Annotated in this window: 14 protein-coding genes; 7 read left to right on the forward strand and 7 right to left on the reverse strand. The window is 40.2% G+C overall.

Features of this window, described 5'->3' with window-relative positions; translation table 11 throughout:
• Positions 1-7 precede the first annotated feature (7 nt).
• Positions 8-1063 (forward strand): cyanophycinase, encoded by a 1056-nt coding sequence (locus GS399_RS11760; RefSeq protein WP_160844835.1) that lies wholly within the window; start codon positions 8-10, stop codon positions 1061-1063.
• Positions 1064-1095: 32 nt separating this feature from the next.
• Here GS399_RS11760 and GS399_RS11765 read toward each other — a convergent pair whose 3' ends face one another.
• Complete coding sequence (locus GS399_RS11765) at positions 1096-2739, reverse strand: SUMF1/EgtB/PvdO family nonheme iron enzyme (protein ID WP_160844836.1); 1644 nt, start codon at positions 2737-2739, stop codon at positions 1096-1098.
• Positions 2740-2955: 216 nt separating this feature from the next.
• Here GS399_RS11765 and porV point away from each other — a divergent pair, with 216 nt between their 5' ends.
• Both porV and ispF read left to right on the forward strand, forming a co-directional pair.
• The gene (gene porV, locus GS399_RS11770; protein ID WP_160844837.1) at positions 2956-4152 is read left to right on the forward strand and encodes a type IX secretion system outer membrane channel protein PorV; all 1197 of its coding nucleotides are present in this window, start codon (positions 2956-2958) and stop codon (positions 4150-4152) included.
• A 3-nt stretch (positions 4153-4155) separates the two neighbouring features.
• Positions 4156-4635, forward strand: a complete 480-nt coding sequence (gene ispF / locus GS399_RS11775; RefSeq protein ID WP_160844838.1) for a 2-C-methyl-D-erythritol 2,4-cyclodiphosphate synthase — start codon at positions 4156-4158, stop codon at positions 4633-4635.
• Here the strand turns inward: ispF and GS399_RS21105 are convergent, their stop codons facing one another.
• Positions 4636-6645 (reverse strand): glycosyltransferase, encoded by a 2010-nt coding sequence (locus GS399_RS21105; RefSeq protein ID WP_160844839.1) that lies wholly within the window; start codon positions 6643-6645, stop codon positions 4636-4638.
• 51 nt (positions 6646-6696) lie between these two features.
• Here GS399_RS21105 and GS399_RS11785 point away from each other — a divergent pair, with 51 nt between their 5' ends.
• Positions 6697-7449: a class I SAM-dependent methyltransferase gene (locus GS399_RS11785; RefSeq protein ID WP_160844840.1), complete on the forward strand. Its 753-nt coding sequence runs from the start codon at positions 6697-6699 to the stop codon at positions 7447-7449.
• Here GS399_RS11785 and GS399_RS11790 read toward each other — a convergent pair.
• The 4 genes from GS399_RS11790 to GS399_RS11805 are packed head-to-tail and all read right to left on the reverse strand — an operon-like array spanning position 7442 to position 10879.
• On the reverse strand, positions 7442-8341 hold the full coding sequence (locus GS399_RS11790; protein ID WP_160844841.1) for a glycosyltransferase family protein: 900 nt from the start codon (positions 8339-8341) through the stop codon (positions 7442-7444). The genes GS399_RS11785 and GS399_RS11790 overlap by 8 nt on opposite strands.
• 2 nt (positions 8342-8343) lie before the next feature.
• Entirely contained in the window at positions 8344-9111 is a 768-nt protein-coding gene (locus GS399_RS11795) for a class I SAM-dependent methyltransferase (protein ID WP_160844842.1), read from the reverse strand.
• Between the two features lie 26 nt (positions 9112-9137).
• Positions 9138-9869, reverse strand: a complete 732-nt coding sequence (locus GS399_RS11800) for a class I SAM-dependent methyltransferase (protein WP_160844843.1) — start codon at positions 9867-9869, stop codon at positions 9138-9140.
• The gene (locus GS399_RS11805; RefSeq protein ID WP_160844844.1) at positions 9869-10879 is read right to left on the reverse strand and encodes a glycosyltransferase; all 1011 of its coding nucleotides are present in this window, start codon (positions 10877-10879) and stop codon (positions 9869-9871) included. Before GS399_RS11805 ends, GS399_RS11800 begins: the two co-directional genes overlap by 1 nt.
• Before the next feature lie 49 nt (positions 10880-10928).
• Between GS399_RS11805 and GS399_RS11810 the strand changes: the two genes are divergently transcribed.
• Positions 10929-12413 (forward strand): lipopolysaccharide biosynthesis protein, encoded by a 1485-nt coding sequence (locus GS399_RS11810; protein WP_160844845.1) that lies wholly within the window; start codon positions 10929-10931, stop codon positions 12411-12413.
• 163 nt (positions 12414-12576) lie between these two features.
• Here the strand turns inward: GS399_RS11810 and typA are convergent, their stop codons facing one another.
• A complete protein-coding gene (gene typA, locus GS399_RS11815) occupies positions 12577-14385 on the reverse strand; it encodes a translational GTPase TypA (protein WP_160844846.1) in 1809 nt (602 codons plus the stop codon).
• A 173-nt stretch (positions 14386-14558) separates the two neighbouring features.
• Here typA and GS399_RS11820 point away from each other — a divergent pair, with 173 nt between their 5' ends.
• Together GS399_RS11820 and GS399_RS11825 are read left to right on the forward strand one after the other, a co-directional pair.
• Positions 14559-14720, forward strand: coding sequence for a FeoB-associated Cys-rich membrane protein (locus GS399_RS11820; protein WP_160844847.1), 162 nt, complete (start codon positions 14559-14561; stop codon positions 14718-14720).
• A 53-nt stretch (positions 14721-14773) separates the two neighbouring features.
• A complete protein-coding gene (locus GS399_RS11825; RefSeq protein ID WP_160844848.1) occupies positions 14774-18202 on the forward strand; it encodes a trifunctional glycoside hydrolase family 18/polysaccharide deacetylase/glycosyltransferase family 2 protein in 3429 nt (1142 codons plus the stop codon).
• The last annotated feature ends 2 nt before the right edge of the window (positions 18203-18204 follow it).

Genomic DNA, 18204 nt, shown 5'->3' on the forward strand with positions numbered 1-18204 from the left:
ATATGAAATGAAGATTGGTTTCATTCTTTTGATATTTTCTTATTGCTGGGCTTATGCGGATTGTAAGGGAAGAGGTTATATTGACGTATCCACAACTCAATCAAAACAAAAGTCTCGTCCAGCTTCAATCGGTATAATTGGTGATACGTCCGATATTGCTACACCGACAACAGGCGGCACGGTTCTAATGGGTGGTGGCAACGATGTTAACCAGGCATTTCAGTGGATGATCAGAAAGAGTGGCGGAGGCGACGTTGTGGTTATCAGGGCTGCTGGCACAGATGCATATAATCCTTATATAAACGCACTTGGAAAGGTTAATTCGGTTGAAACATTAAAGATCGATTCAAGGGAATTGGCTGACAACGATACAGTAATTTCTATTATTAAAAATGCAGAGCTTCTTTTTATTGCTGGCGGAGATCAATCTAACTACATGAAGTATTGGAAAGGAACTAAAACGGCAGATGCAATAAACTATCTCATGAATGAAAAAAAGGTTCCCGTTGGTGGTACAAGCGCCGGATGCGCCATTTTATGTGGCTATTACTTCAGTGGAGAAAAAGGGAGCATAACTTCAACAGAGGCGCTTGCCGATCCTTATAACGCGGCGGTTACCTTGTATAAACAAGACTTTCTTCATCCACCCTTTTTAGAAAATGTTATTACAGATCAACATTATCTAACGAGAAACAGAGAAGGGAGGCATATTGCTTTTATAAGTCGGATTAAAAAAGATTGGAATGGAAAATTGACAGGAATCGCCGTCGATGAAAAGACTGCGTTATGCATAGACAATAATGGTTACGCAACTGTATTTGGATCGAGTTATGCATTTATAATAAAACCAAATAATGGCAATATTGAAGTCTGCGAAAAAAATCAACGCCTTACATGGATCAACGGAGAAAAGGCATTAGCTGTTTATCAGATAAAAGGAAAAGATTCAGGAGCAGGAGAAATTAAGTTAGCAGCTAAATCAATGAAGGATAAAAAATCGGAAGGAAAATGGTTGTATTGGTGGGTGGATCAGGGTATTTTTAAAGCGTCCCATGAAAATTAAAAGGCCGGTTAAGAACACCGGCCTTTTAATTTTTATCTTACTTTCTTTGGCGCTTTTGAAGCGGGCTGTTTAAATTGAGGTTTTCCTTTTGAAGAAATCTCAGGAGCACCAACCAGCGTCATCGCACATCTGAAACCGAGTTCTGCGCTGGTTTCATCCTGCTGCATAAAGCGGCGGGTTGCCGGGTTAAGCCAATAAGCACGATCGTTCCATGATCCACCTTTGTATACTTTTGAACGGTCATTAACTAACGTTGTATAGCCATAAAGATTAGCGTTAACAGTATCTTTTTCGCCTCTGAAATCGGGATTATATGGCTTACCCGCAATCGCTGAAGCAGGAGCAGCTGTGTTTGCAGCACTTGAATCAGGGGCACCGTTATTCAGCTCAGCCCATTTTTGTTTTCTTGGAGACTTTGCCGGATCTTTTATCGGTCTTCCATACTTATCTTTGGCGTAAGTTCCCTTGTCTTTGTCTTCTAACCTTTTGTTTACATATTGGTTACCGCGGAAAGGACTGAAGTCTTCAAAATCTTCAAAAGATAATTTTCTATAAGTATCTTCTACCCATTCATTAACGTTGCCAGCCATATTGTACAAACCGAAGTCATTTGGCATGTAAGCTTTCACCGGTGCCGTAATATCAGCTTTATCGTTCAGATAGCCACCAGTTCCCATATTGTCACCCTCACCACGTTTAAAGTTGGCAAGGATCATTCCACGTGTTTTTTTCTTATTAGACCGTACGCCCAAACCAGACCAAGGGTAGATTTTTGAATCCGCAATATTCTCATACTCGGTATTTCCAATCAATCCTAACGCAGCATATTCCCACTCAGCCTCTGTTGGCAAACGATAAGGTTGTTTCAAAACCCCATCTTCCAGGCGCACCGTACGCGTAGGCCCTTTACTTCCACCCTTAGCTCCTGAATTAGCTGCGGTAGCTGCAGGGTTCAAATCCTTTGGCATTTTTTTACCGTCGATTCCCTCGCCGCGATATTGACCATTAAGATAAATGTCGGTATTAAAAGGCTCTTGGGTTCCGGTTGAGGCAACCGTTGTAGCCCCTCCAGATTTTCCTTTTCCGCCACCAGCAAGTGATTTATAATCTAGTAATGCACCACGGTCGCGTAATATTTGTTCGTTTACACGATCTGTACGCCATTCGCAATACGCATTGGCCTGCTCCCAGCTTACGCCTACAACCGGGTAGTCCTGAAAAGCAGGGTGTCGCAAATAATTGTCCACATATGGCTCGTTATACGAGAGAGGTTTTCTCCATACCAGTGTGTCAGGAAGTGAGTTGTAATAAGCTTCTTTGTCGTCTGGAAAATTTCGTCTTATCCAATACATGTATTCCAGCCAATCAACGTTCGAAACTTCTGTTTCATCCATATAAAAAGATGGAACTGTTACGCGGCGCCTGGTGTTATCATACTCGTAGGCCAAATCCTGGTTCAAGGTTCCGCCCATAACAAATGTACCACCCTCAATAGCGATAAGGCCCGGCCCAGGTCCGGGTTTTACTTTTTTATTTACCTGGAAACCACCGTTATATTTATCGTTATATTTCCATCCGGTTTTAGACGAAGCGTTATTGCCTTTTGACTTACAGGCAATCACCAGAGTGCTGCAAGCAAGCAGATATAACAATTGATGAGTAAAAGTCTTTTTCATTCTAACCAATGAGCATTAATTTGATAAAAATAATAATATAATTCACAGCAATCAAGCAAGAAAAATAATATCGAAGCTGTTTAAAACGCTTAATTACGTAATAGCTACGCTGAATGTTACGTTTATTATCACACTTTAGTTTCACACTAGATAATGATTTTGACAATGTCATAAAGCTAATTATCTTTAACTTATATTGCACTCGGGTCATTGTCTATGATATCTAAAACGTTCGCTTTCGCTACTACTTTATTACTGGGTGTGATTTCTGACAGCATTGCTTTGGCGCAAGTTGGTGGTCCCGATGATCCGACAACTGATGGGCGTGCCGGAAGCCAGATTATACAAACAGGTGTACCTTTTCTGCTGATCGCACCCGATGCCAGGTCTGGTGCAATGGGAGATGCCGGAGTTGCAATTTCGGTAGATGCTAACGCAACACATTGGAATCCTTCAAAGCTAGCCTTCGTTGAAAATAATACCAGCGTTGCATTGTCGTATACACCCTGGTTGCAAAAGCTTGTTCCTGACATAAACTTAGCTTATTTATCTGCTTTTCACCGCCTGGATGACCGGAATGTGATAGGTGGCTCTATTCGTTATTTTTCACTGGGGCAAATTCAGCTGACGGATATTTATGGCCAGAATACCGGAACATATGATCCTAACGAGTTTGCAATCGACGGCACGTATGCACGGAAATTTGGAGACAAGTTTTCTTTGGGTACTTCTTTGAGGTTCATTTACTCGAAGCTTTCAAACGGGCAGTTTCAGCAAGGACAGGATATACATGCCGGAACGGCTCTTGCCGTTGATGCGGCAGCTTACTATAAAAATGAAACCCAGCTTTTTGGCAAGGATTCCCGAATTTCAGCGGGACTTAATATTTCCAACATCGGTAACAAGATTAGCTACGTTGACAATGGCGCAAAGGTTTATCTGCCAACAAATCTTAAACTTGGCGGGGCCACGACTTTTTTTATTGACGATTTCAACGAATTTACCGTTACACTCGATCTAAACAAGCTGTTAGTTCCATCGCCCCCGGTTTATGCTGTCGACGCAAACGGTCAGATATATATTGAATCAGGAAGAGACCCATCCGAATTATCAGTACCAGCAGCGATTTTCGGCTCATTCTCAGACGCTCCCGGCGGCTTCTCGGAAGAAATGCAGGAAATCAGCTACTCGACAGGCTTAGAATACTGGTATAACAAGCAGTTTGCATTAAGGGCAGGTTACTTTTACGAAAATCCAAACAAAGGTGACAGACAGTATTTTACGTTAGGCGCCGGATTGAAATACAATATTTTTGATCTCGATTTCGCTTACCTTATCGGAAGCCAGGATAAAAGTCCGCTGGCTAATACCCTTCGTTTCTCACTTGTTTTTAACTTTGTGCCCAAAAAATAGCGCATGAAGATTAAAGTTGGATTCGGATTTGACGTCCACCAGTTAAAAGAAAACCATCCATTTATATTAGGCGGAGTAAAACTTGAACATCACTCGGGTGCTTTTGGACATTCTGACGCTGATGTTTTAGTTCATGCAATTTGCGACGCTTTATTAGGGGCGGCAAACATGCGAGATATCGGCTATCATTTTTCAAATACCGACGACAGATGGAAGGGAATCAGCAGCCTTTTATTGTTAAAAGAATGTGTCAGGTTAATCGGCGAAAAGAATTGGAAAATTGGCAATATCGATGCGATGATTTGTCTTGAGGCCCCCAAAATTAATCCACATACGGGCGCTATGAAAGCAAATATTGCTGAAGCTGCAGGTATTGATGCGGAAGATATTTCGATCAAAGCTACAACAAATGAGAGTATGGGTTTTATCGGGAGACAGGAGGGTATAGTCGCTTATGCTGTTTGCCTTATCGAAAAATATTAATCAATCGTTTGTGCGACGGTGCTTAAAGTAATAAAACGCAAGGTTGGCAGCAATAACGAAATGATTAAGGAGATTCGGAATTAATCCGTAATGCTTAGTGAAGATATTAAACCGTTCTTTTAAACTTTGTCTGTGGCGTTTTTTTGACATACCTCCAACCATATACTTTGCTACATATTTTCGCGTATTAACGATTTTCGAAGAATTCTTTACCGCTTCAAGTATCCAGTCAATATCCGAGCTGAGTTGATAATTGAGATTGTAAGGTTTAGCCAGACTTCTTTTTATATAAATCGCCTGATGGCTCACACTCATCCCAAAGCGGAAGCTTTTATAAGTGAATGTTTCGGGAGCTACATGCCGCCTCTTTCCCAGATTTTCCCAATTTTCATTATACATCTCCGTCTCTCCGTAATAAATATCTGCGTTTGAAGAGGAAGAAAAGACATCACTAACCGTATCCGGTGAATAAAACTCGTCACCGGAATTCATGAATATCACGTAGTCGCCGGTTGCCAGTGCCAGGCCTTTATTCATCGCATCGTAAATGCCATGATCTTTTTCTGATACCCACTTTGCTATTTTTTGATCGTATTCCTTAATAATATCAATTGTACCGTCGTTTGAATTTCCGTCTATAATGATGTACTGGATTTTTGAATAAGTTTGATTGATCACGGAAAGGACCGTACGCTCAATGTCTTTAACATTATTGTAAACAACGGTTATCACTGATAAGACGGGCTCAAAGGGCTCTTTTGCTAAAAGCTGCTCATATAATATGATGTGCTTACGGGCAACGATAGTTTCACTGAAGTTTTCCCGTACAATCTTGCTCGCGTTACGACGTAAAATCTCTTTTTCCGGAGTTTCAAGCACCCACGCCAGGCCGTTAGCCAAGTCATCGGAATTTTTATATTCAGCGAGGTACCCGTTGGTAAGATGCCTTACCATGTCAGGAATACCGCCAGTGGTAAAAGATACAACTGGTGTTCCGCAGGCGAGACTTTCCATTACCGTGTTCGGGAGGTTGTCATCGAGTGAAGGAGTCAGAAAAACATCGACTGCCGAGTAGCAGTAGGCCAGCTTTTCGTCGTTGCTGATTGTTCCCAGAAAAGTTGTTTTTACCGGGAAGTTGGGAACATTTTTATTATCTCTGTTTCCAAAAACTACCAATTCGATCTTTTGAGCTGGAACCCTTTTTGTCAATAATTCCAATGCTTCAATGAGATAGGGCGTTCCTTTGTGAAGATCATTTCTTGATGGCATAAAGCCACTTAAAATCAAAAATTTGTCCTTAGACAAGCCAAGGAACTCTCGAGAGATATCTTTGTCATGCGGATTAAATACAGTTGTTTCTAATGTGTTTGGAATTACATGGACCGGAAAACCCTTCAACAAGCCACTTTTGCTGGCGGCCCCGCCCATCCAGTTACTGGGAGAAATAATGTTAAAACTCAGCTGTTTATATGCCCTATTTTTTTGAAGCCAGATATCATGTGAAGCGTCGCTCGGATTAGATGTTTTCAGAACCGGGCAATTACCGCATTCATGTTCATAGTGGTCACAGGAATATCGGACATGGCAACCACCGGTGAAAGCATTACTATCGTGAAATGTCCAGACAATGGGTTTATTTAGCTTAGCGATCTTTTGTAGATCTTTTGGTCGCAAAAATCCATGATTGATCCAATGTAAATGAATGATATCGGCCTCTTGTAACTCCTTGTTTTTGGTAATATCGGTTCCCCAGAAAGGGTATGAAAATGGAATTTTTATGGGCTTAGATATGAATGAGGAAATAAAGCGCTCAGCTAAAATTCCAAAAGCAGTTATCATTTTGCGGAAACCGCCTTTGTTAAAGCTTTTTATTGTATGGTCGTTTCCAAATTTATAGTTAACCCAGATTTCAGATTGAATGCCCTCTTGTTTTAACGCTTTATCCAAACGAATACATGCCCGTCCCGCACCACCGTTTCCGTCATATGAATTGATATGAATAATTTTCACAGGCTTCAAAAATACAATTCATTTGCTTTCTTTTTATTTTCTTTGTAAGGCATGAATAACGAATTAACTGATCTAACGTTCTGGAAAGAATATTGGGAATCTAAAAAAGGATTGGCTTTTAAGGTTCCTGAAAATTACACTTTTCATAAGCAACTCAAGCAAATCGTAAAAGACGATAACATTAAATCAGCTATTGAAATTGGCGGTTTTCCGGGTTATTATGCTATTTATCTAAAGAAATACTTGTCTGTCGACACTTCGCTGCTAGATTATTATATCCATCCGGAAATTGTTAAAGAAGTGCTTGAGGTGAACGGTTTGCGACGCAATGACATCGATGTTATTGAAGCTGATTTGTTTTCCGCGGTACCGGAACGTCAATTTGATCTGGTTCTTTCATGCGGTCTGATCGAACATTTTGAAGATACAACCGATATCATTTCCAGGCACTTGAAATATTTAAAGCCTGGCGGAACACTGTTTATAACGCTCCCTAATTTTTTAGGAGTGAACGGTTGGGTGCAGCGGACGTTCGATAAGGAAAATTATCAAAGACACAATGTCGAAGCGATGGATATCTCAAATCTTGTGCAGGCAGCGGTTAGTCTGAGATTGCATGATATTGATATTTACTATCATGGGGGTTTCAGTATATGGCTGGAAAACTGGAGAGAAAAAAGCCTGTTAACGAAAGCCTTTATCAAAGCTTTATGGCTTGCAGGGAAAATTCCGACGAAAATGTTCAGATTTGAGTCGTTAGAATTATCGCCTTATATCGTTATGACAGCTAAAAAACCTATCTGATCTTTTTTGCAACAAATCGTACCAGTCGTTGCAGGATATTGCCTTTTCGTTTTGCCAGAAAATCTCTTATTGCGTAATACGCTGCAAAATTTTCTGAGACCTGTGACGGAAACTCAGTAATAGGGTAACGGTTCAGGATTACGTTGTAGATATCCTCATTATTGGAATGCACGCCGGTGCCGTCATGGCCGATATTTTGTATTAATGATTTCGAAGGATTAAGAGTAAGCCCATTTTTCAGGAAAATAGAAGCATACCAGCGAATTGCCCACGAATTATTTTTGCCATTTTTAAATTCCTTCATCTGCTTCCAGAAATTCATTTTACCGTCTATCGAAAACCGGTTGATTTTTTCCTTGTCAAATTTGGACATCAGCTTGTCGACATCTGGCTCAAAGTTGTTCCATGCCCTTTTCCACGTAGCCCAGCCCCAGCTGGTAGCGGCACGATAGAAAAAAGTTTGGGGAAGATTCGGCGCTTTGAGCGGATACATGTAGGCACCTATGTGCATCACTTGTTCATCGTCTTTGTATCGCTTTAAGGAATCATTAAAATACTGCAGCGTATACGGCGATGAGATAAGATCGTCTTCAAAAACAATCACTTGTCCATACTCTTGCACAAGTTGCGAAACACCCTCAATGATCGATTCGGCAAGCCCTGCGTTTTCTTTTCGCTTGAAAATTTCTACGGACTTAAAACCTGAAACGCTGTCAATAATCTCGCGAACTTCAGCAACGCTGCGTTCATCGTTTTGAGATTTTGGCCCATCAGAAAAAATAAAGAGGCGCGTTTCATCCGCCAGCAGATTTTGCTGTAAGAATTTAATAGTACGGCGGGTATGATCCGGACGATTATATACAAAGAGTGCAACAGGAGCGAAATGCTGCATTTTTAGAATATTTTTAAAGTGGATGTTTTATGAGTCAGAACGGTGTATGCATTGGCAAATTCTTCTTTCTTTTTTTGCCCTGCGATATTCGAAAGAAGCTTTTTTACTCCAAATTCCAGATCTATTTTAAACGACTTAAACGCTGATTTCTTTTTTTTCTGATTAACAAAGGTGTTGAACTTTGTTACTTCGGGCGCAATCATCGATATTTTGTCACTTAAAATTTCCAAACCTTCTGTTTTTAAAAGAAAGCGCAAGGATGATGGTGTGTACATATTTATGTGACCATAATTCAGAAAATGTTTTGTTTTTTTATCCATTCCGAATTTATAATCGCGGGGTACTTCAATAACCTGGTATTTTGAAACCCGTTTCAATTCGCGCAACAATATTCGTTCAAACTCAACGTGTTCTAAAACATGCGATAAGATTACCAGGTCAAATTCATCGTCGCCGAAAGGAATATGATAACCATCAAATTCTTGAACAGAGTGTAATTTCGCTATGTTTCGTGATTTAATTTGCTCTACGCCGCTTTTGGAAAGTTCAAGGGCGTGCATTTCTGGCGCAAAATTCCATTTGCCAAGAAAAAATAGAATGCTTCCATCGCCGGCACCTACCTCGAGTATTTTTTTGAACTCGCGGCCTTTACATACATCGGCAATATTTTGTGCTTTGTAACGTGCGCCAAGCATACGCCAGGCATCATCATGGTTTTCGTAAAATCCGTCGTAGGCGGTTTTAATATTACTGTCAATATCCGACTGCATGGGGAGTTTGTTTTATTAAAACCAGGCTAGTTTTTTGCTTTCAGTTCGCTGATAAATTGATTGAAATATAATGGATCTTTCAGATTAAGGAACTCCATTCGATTTTCATCCAAATCCTTATAGGTAAGAGTCTGCATGTCCAATTGTTTTGACAATTTATTTTCAGCAGGTGTCTTTTGAATAATACCGACACCGTGATCTGAATTTATTACGCTGATGTCCAGGTCTTCCCTTTCTGATCGCAATTGCACAATCGCCTTCCAAACATCGCCATTCCAGATATTTGCCCAACCAGGAATATTTAACGCCCTGGCTTCTTCTGACGTATAAGCTCGTACTGCCGCCGCTTCAGATAGGGGATTGCAATCATGAACCAAAATAACGCCACCATCATTCAGGTATTGTAAGGCATTGGTTATGTCTGTTAAAACCTGTTCGTATAAATGTAATCCATCAATAAAAATAACATCGATGCCGCCGATTGATTTTATATAGTCTTTTTTTTGAGCGAAAAAGTCATCGCTGGTAAGCTCAAAATACTCGTTATTGAAATTGGAAAAGTTACGGAAGTAAGCTTTTATCTTTTTTGTGGGCTTAATAATGAAACGAGGGTCGATCGCGATTTTTTTATCTGCTTTTATTTTGAAAAGGCAAAATCCGGTTTGAACGCCGATTTCAAAGTAATTAACCGTTGTCTTTTTTTTCTTAACTACATCGATACAGGCTTGTATCATGTCATATCTTTTCAATTCACTCATTAAAATTTATTTGGAGTTGCTTTCCCTAAGTTTCCGTTTATGCCATCGTCAACAGCCGTAAGCAATTTCTTGTATTCGGCTGACTTTCCGCTCAGCAAACTTATGATCTTTAAGTAAAATAAATACAAGCCTTTATTAATATTAAATATAGTCTTGTTTTTTACAGCAACGCTTTGATAGAAATAAAGGCGGTTGCGAATAGCATAATATGTTCTGAAGCTCCATTGGTCCAGCAATTGCGAATGGAATAGTTGTTTCTTGTAGCCAATCCCCTGCGACTTGTCAATATCATCAACTTTGCAGGATGGAATAAGCCAGATGGTACCATCGCTTTGCGTAATACGGTAGCTGTATTCCGAATCGTCGACATATAAAAAGAATCGTTCATCTGGCAAGCCGATTAAATCGACCATTGATTTGTGAAAGAATAATCCGCCGTACGGCACATAGGGAATGGAAACTCTTTCTTTAAACGGTAATTGTGAGTCAAATTTATCTCTGAGCTTGTATAATTGATTTTTGGCGATAGACGAAACGCTGAAACCTAAAAAGTTGTTAGGGACAAGGTAATATCGATACGGGGTTTCCCCGGCGGCAATTTTCAGATGAGCTGCACGGTCGTCGCGCAGGCAGAACAGAGCTTTTTTATTATCGGCAGTTTGGATGTTTCTCCATTGTAAAAGTAATTTTTCAAGCACGTTTTCTTCGGGCCGATTGTCATCGTCCAGGAGCCAGAGAAATTCGTTTCCGGTAGATCGATGAGCATATTCAATTGCTTGCCGATAACCGCCTGCAGATCCTAAGTTTTCGGCATTATTCAATACTACAGCCCTGTCATGAGCTAATTCATTGACCTTCATTTCAACATCATATTCCGACGCGTTATTAACTATTACAATTTTGCTCACTTGCGGAAAGCTTAATAGCCGATTGATCACCTGCTCTAAAAACAACCATCGATTTCCGTAAGTAACGGTTAACACACTAACATTATGTTTTATATTTAACATGTTTTTCAAAAGTATAATTTTGCCGGTAAAACAAGCCGCAGCTAATTGAATGGGAATAATAATTAAACAAACTATAAAAGGTACAATTTATTCCTATCTCGGTATTTTAATTGGCTTTATAACGACAAGTATTATACAACCGCACGCATTAGACCCGTCGGAAGTTGGTCTTTTAGGATTGCTTACATCTGGCACTTTACTGTTTGCGCAGTTCTCGATATTAGGATTTAACGGAACTGCCAGATATTTCCCTTATTTCAGAAACGAAGAAAAAAAGCATCACGGCTATTTATTTCTTGCCTGCGTTATTTCACTTATCGGAATGATTCTGTTTACAATTCTGGCTTTTGTTTTTAAAGACCAATTGATTGGTTACGGTGCTGAAAAATCTAAGCTTCTTGTAAAATACTATTGGTATATAATTCCGCTTACATTTTTTACGCTCTTTTTTAATGTATTTGATCTTTACGCCCGGTTATTATATAACATAACAACGGGGCTGATACTTAAAGAATTTGTCAAAAGAATATTTATTCTGATTGCCTTTTTGCTAATATATTTCAATTTAATAGGCTTCGGTTCATTTATGGTGATGTGGCTGATTGCCAATATATTCCCGATTATTTTTATGGTGTCGCGACTTATAAAAGATAATCAATTTCACTTTAAGCCCGATTTTCAATTTCTTGACCGCACGATATCATCAAAGCTGTTAACAATTTGTTTTTTCACCATTTTGACCGGTGCAGCTCCGTTGATCATTCAAAATATCGACACCTATTATATCTACAAAAAAATAGGGTTGAGCGCTGCTGGCATTTACTCAATTGCATTTTTCTTTGCTACAGTAATATCGCTTCCATCAAGGTCGCTATATAGCATTGCGTACACGGTTATCGCGGAATCGTGGAAATCAAACGACATGCAAAATATAATTACCGTTTACAGGAAAAGTTGCATTAATCAGCTTTTAAGCGCCTTGTTTATTTTTATTATAATTTGGGCAAATGTCGGCAACATATTCAAGTTACTGCCGCCGGAATATAAAGATGGTGAGTACGTAATTTTCTTTGTTAGCCTCGGATTTTTAATTGATTCGGCGACCGGTGTTAACGGGGTTATTCTGGCCACATCGAAGTATTTTAAATACGATTCTCTTTTTAACTTTCTGCTTGTTGGTATAACTATCGGCGCAAATTTGTGGCTTATCCCGATTTATGGTTTAAATGGTGGGGCGCTGGCGTCAACCTTAACGTTTTTAATCTTTAATCTTTTCAGATTTATATTCATCTGGATAGCTTTCAAAATGCAGCCATTCAATTATAAAAGCTTATTAATATTGGTTTTAGGAGTGATTATTTATTTCATCTCAGAGTGGATCATCCCGGTAATAAGCAATTTTATTGCGGACGGAATTGTAAGAAGCTTATTTATAACATTCGCTTTTGGATTAGGCACTTATTATCTAAACCTTTCTGAAGACGTTAATGTGCTTATTAATAAGTATCTGCCAGTTCTGAAAGTCAAACGTTAAAATAATGCAGGATCAGGTTATAGGCTATTAGGTCTCCTGTAAAAATTATAGATTAAATAGGCGAAGCAAGGTTTACATTGGATAATGTTGTCATGCCTGGATGAAAAATAAAAAGGGTTCAGCGTATTAACGCTAAACCCTTTTTATTTAAAGATTTTAATCATTACGACTGGAACTTCTTCGCATTTATCTTACGCTCGTTTTCAGTCAGATAAATTTTACGTAAACGCATGCTTGCCGGAGTTACCTCGATATACTCGTCAGCCTGGATGTATTCCATCGCTTCTTCCAATGAGAATTTAATTGCTGGGGCGATACGTGTATTGTCATCTGTTCCTGATGCGCGCATGTTTGTCAATGCTTTTCCTTTAACAAGGTTTACGACTAAATCGTTATCACGAATGTGCTCACCCATGATCTGTCCTTCGTAAACATCAACGCCCGGATCAACGAAGAAACGGCCTCTGTCTTGTAACTTATCAATAGAATAAGCTGTTGTGCTGCCCTTTTCCATTGAAACTAATACTCCATTTGAACGGCCTGGAATAGTGCCTTTCCATGGTTCGTATGATTTGAAACGGTGAGCCATAATTGCTTCACCAGCAGTTGCAGTTAAAACGTTGTTACGTAAGCCGATGATACCGCGGGAAGGAATTTCAAATTCCAAATGCTGTAAATCGCCTTTTGGTTCCATGATCAATAACTCACCTTTGCGTTGAGTTACCAACTCAATTACCTTTCCGGCAACTTCACCCGGTACGTCAACAATAAGTGTCTCAATCGGCTCATTTTTGCGGCCGTCGATTTCCTTAACGATAACTTGCGGCTGGCCTACCTGTAATTCATAACCTTCACGACGCATCGTTTCGATCAATACAGACAAGTGAAGAATACCGCGGCCATAAACCAAGTAAGAATCCGGAGAATCTGTTTCTACAACCTTCAGCGCCAGGTTTTTTTCCATTTCCTTGTACAAACGCTCTCTCAAACGCTGCGAGGTAACGAACTTTCCTTCTTTTCCGAAGAACGGTGAGTTGTTAATAGTAAACAACATGTTCATCGTCGGCTCATCAATGTGGATTACTTCCAGTTGTTCCGGGTTTTCGAAATCTGCGATGGTATCACCGATTTCAAATCCTTCGATACCAACTACAGCGCAGATATCACCGGATTTAACTTCCTGAACTTTAACTTTACCTAAACCTTCGAATGTATACAATTCCTTGATACGTGATTTTTGGATTTTACCATCGCGCTTTACTAACGATACCGGCTGGTTTTCCTTGATTACTCCGCGTGCAACACGCCCGATAGCGATACGGCCGACGAAAGAAGAATAATCCAATGATGTGATTTGCATTTGCAAGGTACCCTCACTGATAGGCGCAGGTGGAATGTTTTCCAAAATTGCATCCATCAACGGGAATATATCGTCGGTCTTAACTTTGTAATCAGTACTCATCCATCCTTGTTTAGATGAACCGTAAATTACAGGAAAGTCAAGCTGCTCTTCTGTTGCATCAAGGTTAAAGAACAATTCAAATATTTGCTCATAGACCTCTTCAGGGCGACAGTTTTCTTTATCAACTTTATTTACAACCACAATTGGTTTCAAACCCAAAGCAAGTGCTTTCTGTGTTACGAAACGTGTTTGGGGCATAGCGCCTTCAAAAGCATCGCAAAGCAGCAACACGCCATCGGCCATTTTCAATACACGCTCAACCTCACCGCCAAAGTCGGCGTGGCCAGGTGTGTCAATAATGTTGATTTTAACGTCTTTATAGCGTACAGATACGTTTTTAGAAACGATGGTGATACCACGCTCGCGCTCTAAATCGTTATTGTCAAGAATCAGGTCACCTGTTTCCTGGTTGTCACGGAAAATAGCACAGCTGTGTAATATCTTGTCAACCAAGGTTGTTTTACCGTGGTCAACGTGTGCAATGATAGCAATGTTACGAATGTTTTGCATGAAAATGCGCCTCTTTAATTTTGGCGCAAAGGTAGGGTAAATTTGTGAGATTTACTATTGACAGACAGCTTGTTCGCTTAAATCAGCTTTTAAGAGCTTTAGATGCCTGAATAATTACAAATCAATAACTTAAGCGTGTTGTTTAAGACTGTTAAAATAAGGAAATTTGTATTATGAATTCTCAATTGGTTCTTGTTGGTCTAATTTTTCTTGCAGCGGTATTTTACATCGGAAGGATGATCTACGGAACCCTCCAGTCAAAAAAAGGCTGTGGACAAAACTGCAAATGTGGCGTGGATTTTTCGGCTATCGAGCCTGTAAAGCCGCGTAAATAGCTTCATTTTATCTTCATTTTACCAGGATATCTTTGTCTTAAAGATTAGGTAAAATGCAAGGCAATCAGATATTTCAGACAAAATCTCCATCGCGGTGGAAGAAATTTAAATGGCTCAGCAGAGTAATTGTCCTGGCCGTTTTTGTTGCGCTTACCTGCGCGGGGTTAACCATCTTTTCCAACCAATATCCTAAACTTCCGGATCTTTCACACGTTCCCTCATACAGCAAAAAACAGCTTGATCAGATTAAAAGATCGGCGAAATACAAAGAGTTTAAATTTGAAAAGGCAAAACTAATTTCGCTTGAAAAGGACAAACTAAAACACCAGCGCCGTCATCCTGACCTTCGGAACAGGATTAATGCAGGATTTTTTGTCGACTGGGATCCGCAGTCATATACATCACTGCACGATCACATCAACCAAATGGATATGGTGATTCCCGAGGTTTTCTTTTTGAAGCCTGGCACAGATTCGCTTAAAGTTAAAATTGATCCGGAAGTAGTAAACCTGGTCAAAAGCCATCACAAGAAACTCATCGCTTCGTTGAAGAACATAACCGATGATGGAAACTGGAACGGGCAGGAAGTTCATTACATTATCAGCTCTCCGCAACGAACCGATGAATTCATTAATAATCTTCTTATTCAGTTACGGAAGTATAAAATCGATGGCGTAAATGTCGATTTTGAAGAGATGATTGAGAATAGCGATGAGCCAATCATAGCTTTTCAAAAGAAGTTGTATGAATCGCTTCATGCTCATGGATACCTCGTAACGCAAGATGTAATGCCTGATAATGACGATTACAATATCGATGCGCTTAATAATTACAACGATTACATTTTTTTGATGGCTTATGATCAGCATACGGAATTAAGTGATGCCGGCGACATTTCACATCAAAAATGGGTTGAAGAGCAACTTGATGACATTTGTAAAAAAATCCCGAGTGAAAAAGTGATCCTTGCTATTGCTGGTTATGGTTTCGACTGGCCGGAGAACAGCGTCGGTACTTCCGTAACTTATCAGAAAGCCATCAGCTTAGCTCAGCAGCATAACTCGAAAGTTGTTTTTGATTCGAATTCCGGAAATCTGCATTTCGGCTACTCCGATAATCGTGGCACTAAGCATACGGTTTATTTTACTGATGCTGCGACGAATTTTAATACGATCCGCCTGGCGGACGATTGGGGCGCCGGGGGCGTTGCCTTATGGCGACTTGGTTCGGAAGACTCACGCCTGTGGACATTTTTTGATAAAGACTTATCTCTTGAATCGCTAAAGAAAAATGGATTTAATAAAGATCTGCTTACAAGATTTACCCTTAATAACCGCGTAGACTATTCCGGCGACGGTGAAATTCTTGATTTGGTTTCGGCGCCTAAAAATGGCAGGCTAGCGCTAACGCTGGATCCGAAAACTATGATGGTTACTGATCAGCAGTACGTTACGCTGCCTACGAAATATACTATTAACAAATTTGGTGAAGCAGATAAAAAGGTGATTCTGACTTTCGATGATGGTCCGGATCCAACCTATACACCACAAATATTAGATATCCTGAAAAAAGAAAAGGTGCCCGCCACTTTTTTTATGGTTGGCATGATGGCTGAGCAAAATATTCCGCTGGTAAAAGAAATATACAATCGCGGCTATGAAATTGGAAATCACACCTTTTTTCATCCCGATCTTTCAAAGGTTAGTAATACGCGCGTTCAGTTTGAATTGAACGCGACCAGGAAGCTTATTGAATGTATCACGGGACGAAGCACTATTTTATTCCGGCCGCCGTATAATGCTGATGCCGAGCCGCAGACAGAAGCTGAAATTTTGCCTGTCCTTCAAAGTAAAAAGGAAAACTATATCAATGTCGGTGAATCTATTGACCCGCAGGATTGGTATCCCGGTATTTCCGCTGATTCGATCGTAGCTCGCGTTATTGCCCAGCACAACAACGGAAGCATGATTTTGCTTCACGACGCAGGCGGAGACAGGACAGCCACTATAGCGGCGTTACCAAGAATTATACACTATTTCAAATCGCAGGGATACCAGTTTACAACTGTTGTAAATATCCTTGGCAAATCAAAAGATGCTGTAATGCCGCCGATCACAGATGATGCTGATTCCGGGTTTATGGGTAATGCAAATCGGCTGTTTGTAGAAGCTCTTTTTTACGGAAATAAGTTTTTGTATTACATTTTTACCACTGCTATTCTGCTGGCGTTGGGTAGAATTTCCGTAATCATTTTCCTGGCAAGGAAAGCATATAAACAGGAGAAAGCAAACGAACTACTGGTTTATCAGCCCTTACCACAGGTAAGCATCATTATACCTGCGTATAACGAAGAGATTACTGCAGTGAATACGATAGATAGCTTACTAAAGCTGAATTACTCATCATACGAACTGATTTTTGTTGATGATGGCTCAAAAGACGAAACCTTCAATATAGTGTCGCGAACTTTTGCCAATAATTCAAAAGTCAGGGTATTTACCAAACCGAACGGAGGTAAGGCGTCTGCGCTGAATTACGGTATCGAGCTTGCTAACTATCCATTTGTAGTGTGTATTGACGCGGATACACAACTGCACCCAGATTCAGTTATGCACATGATGAACTGCTTTGCTAATAAGGATGTTGCTGCCGTTGCCGGCACGGTAAAAGTGGGCAATGAGACAAACTATCTGACCAAATGGCAATCGATCGAATATATCACCAGCCAAAATATGGACCGGCGCGCGTTTGATTTGATTAATAGTATCACCGTTGTGCCGGGCGCAATCGGAGCGTTCAGGAAAGACGTTATTCAGCAGGTTGGAGGTTTTACAAGTGATACACTGGCTGAAGATTGTGACCTGACTATGCGAATCCTTAAAGCCGGTCATATCGTTAAAAATTGTTCGAAAGCAGTGGCTTATACTGAAGCGCCGGAAACGTTAAATATGTTCCTGAAGCAACGTTTCAGGTGGAGTTTTGGCGTAATGCAGAGCTTCTGGAAAAATAGACACGCTCTGTTCAATAAAAAATATCGCTATTTCGGGATGGTTGGGATGCCTAACATCCTGATTTTCCAGATCATTTTACCGCTGTTTGCTCCATTGGCAGATCTGTTTATGCTAATCGCACTTTTAAGTGGTTTTGCAACCCTTATTCATGCCGGAAGCATGAGCTGGACAGCAATTGCGACTGTGTTTTCGCCAACAACAAGTTTCGGCCAGGTAATCATTTACTACTTCCTGTTCGTGTTGGTTGATATGGCGTTTGCGATGTATGCGTTTAAACTTGAAGGCGAGCGTTATAAAAAGCTGATCTACATGATTCCTCAGCGGCTTATTTGGCGTCAACTGATGTATTACGTATTATTTAAATCGGTTCGTAAAGCCATTAAAGGGGAAATAAACGGTTGGGGGGTATTAAAAAGAACGGGAAACGTACAAATTAATCCGATTCAATCAACGTTGCAGGATGCAGTATAAAT

The organism is Hufsiella arboris (assembly GCF_009834875.1).
GTDB classification, from domain to species: domain Bacteria; phylum Bacteroidota; class Bacteroidia; order Sphingobacteriales; family Sphingobacteriaceae; genus Hufsiella_A; species Hufsiella_A arboris.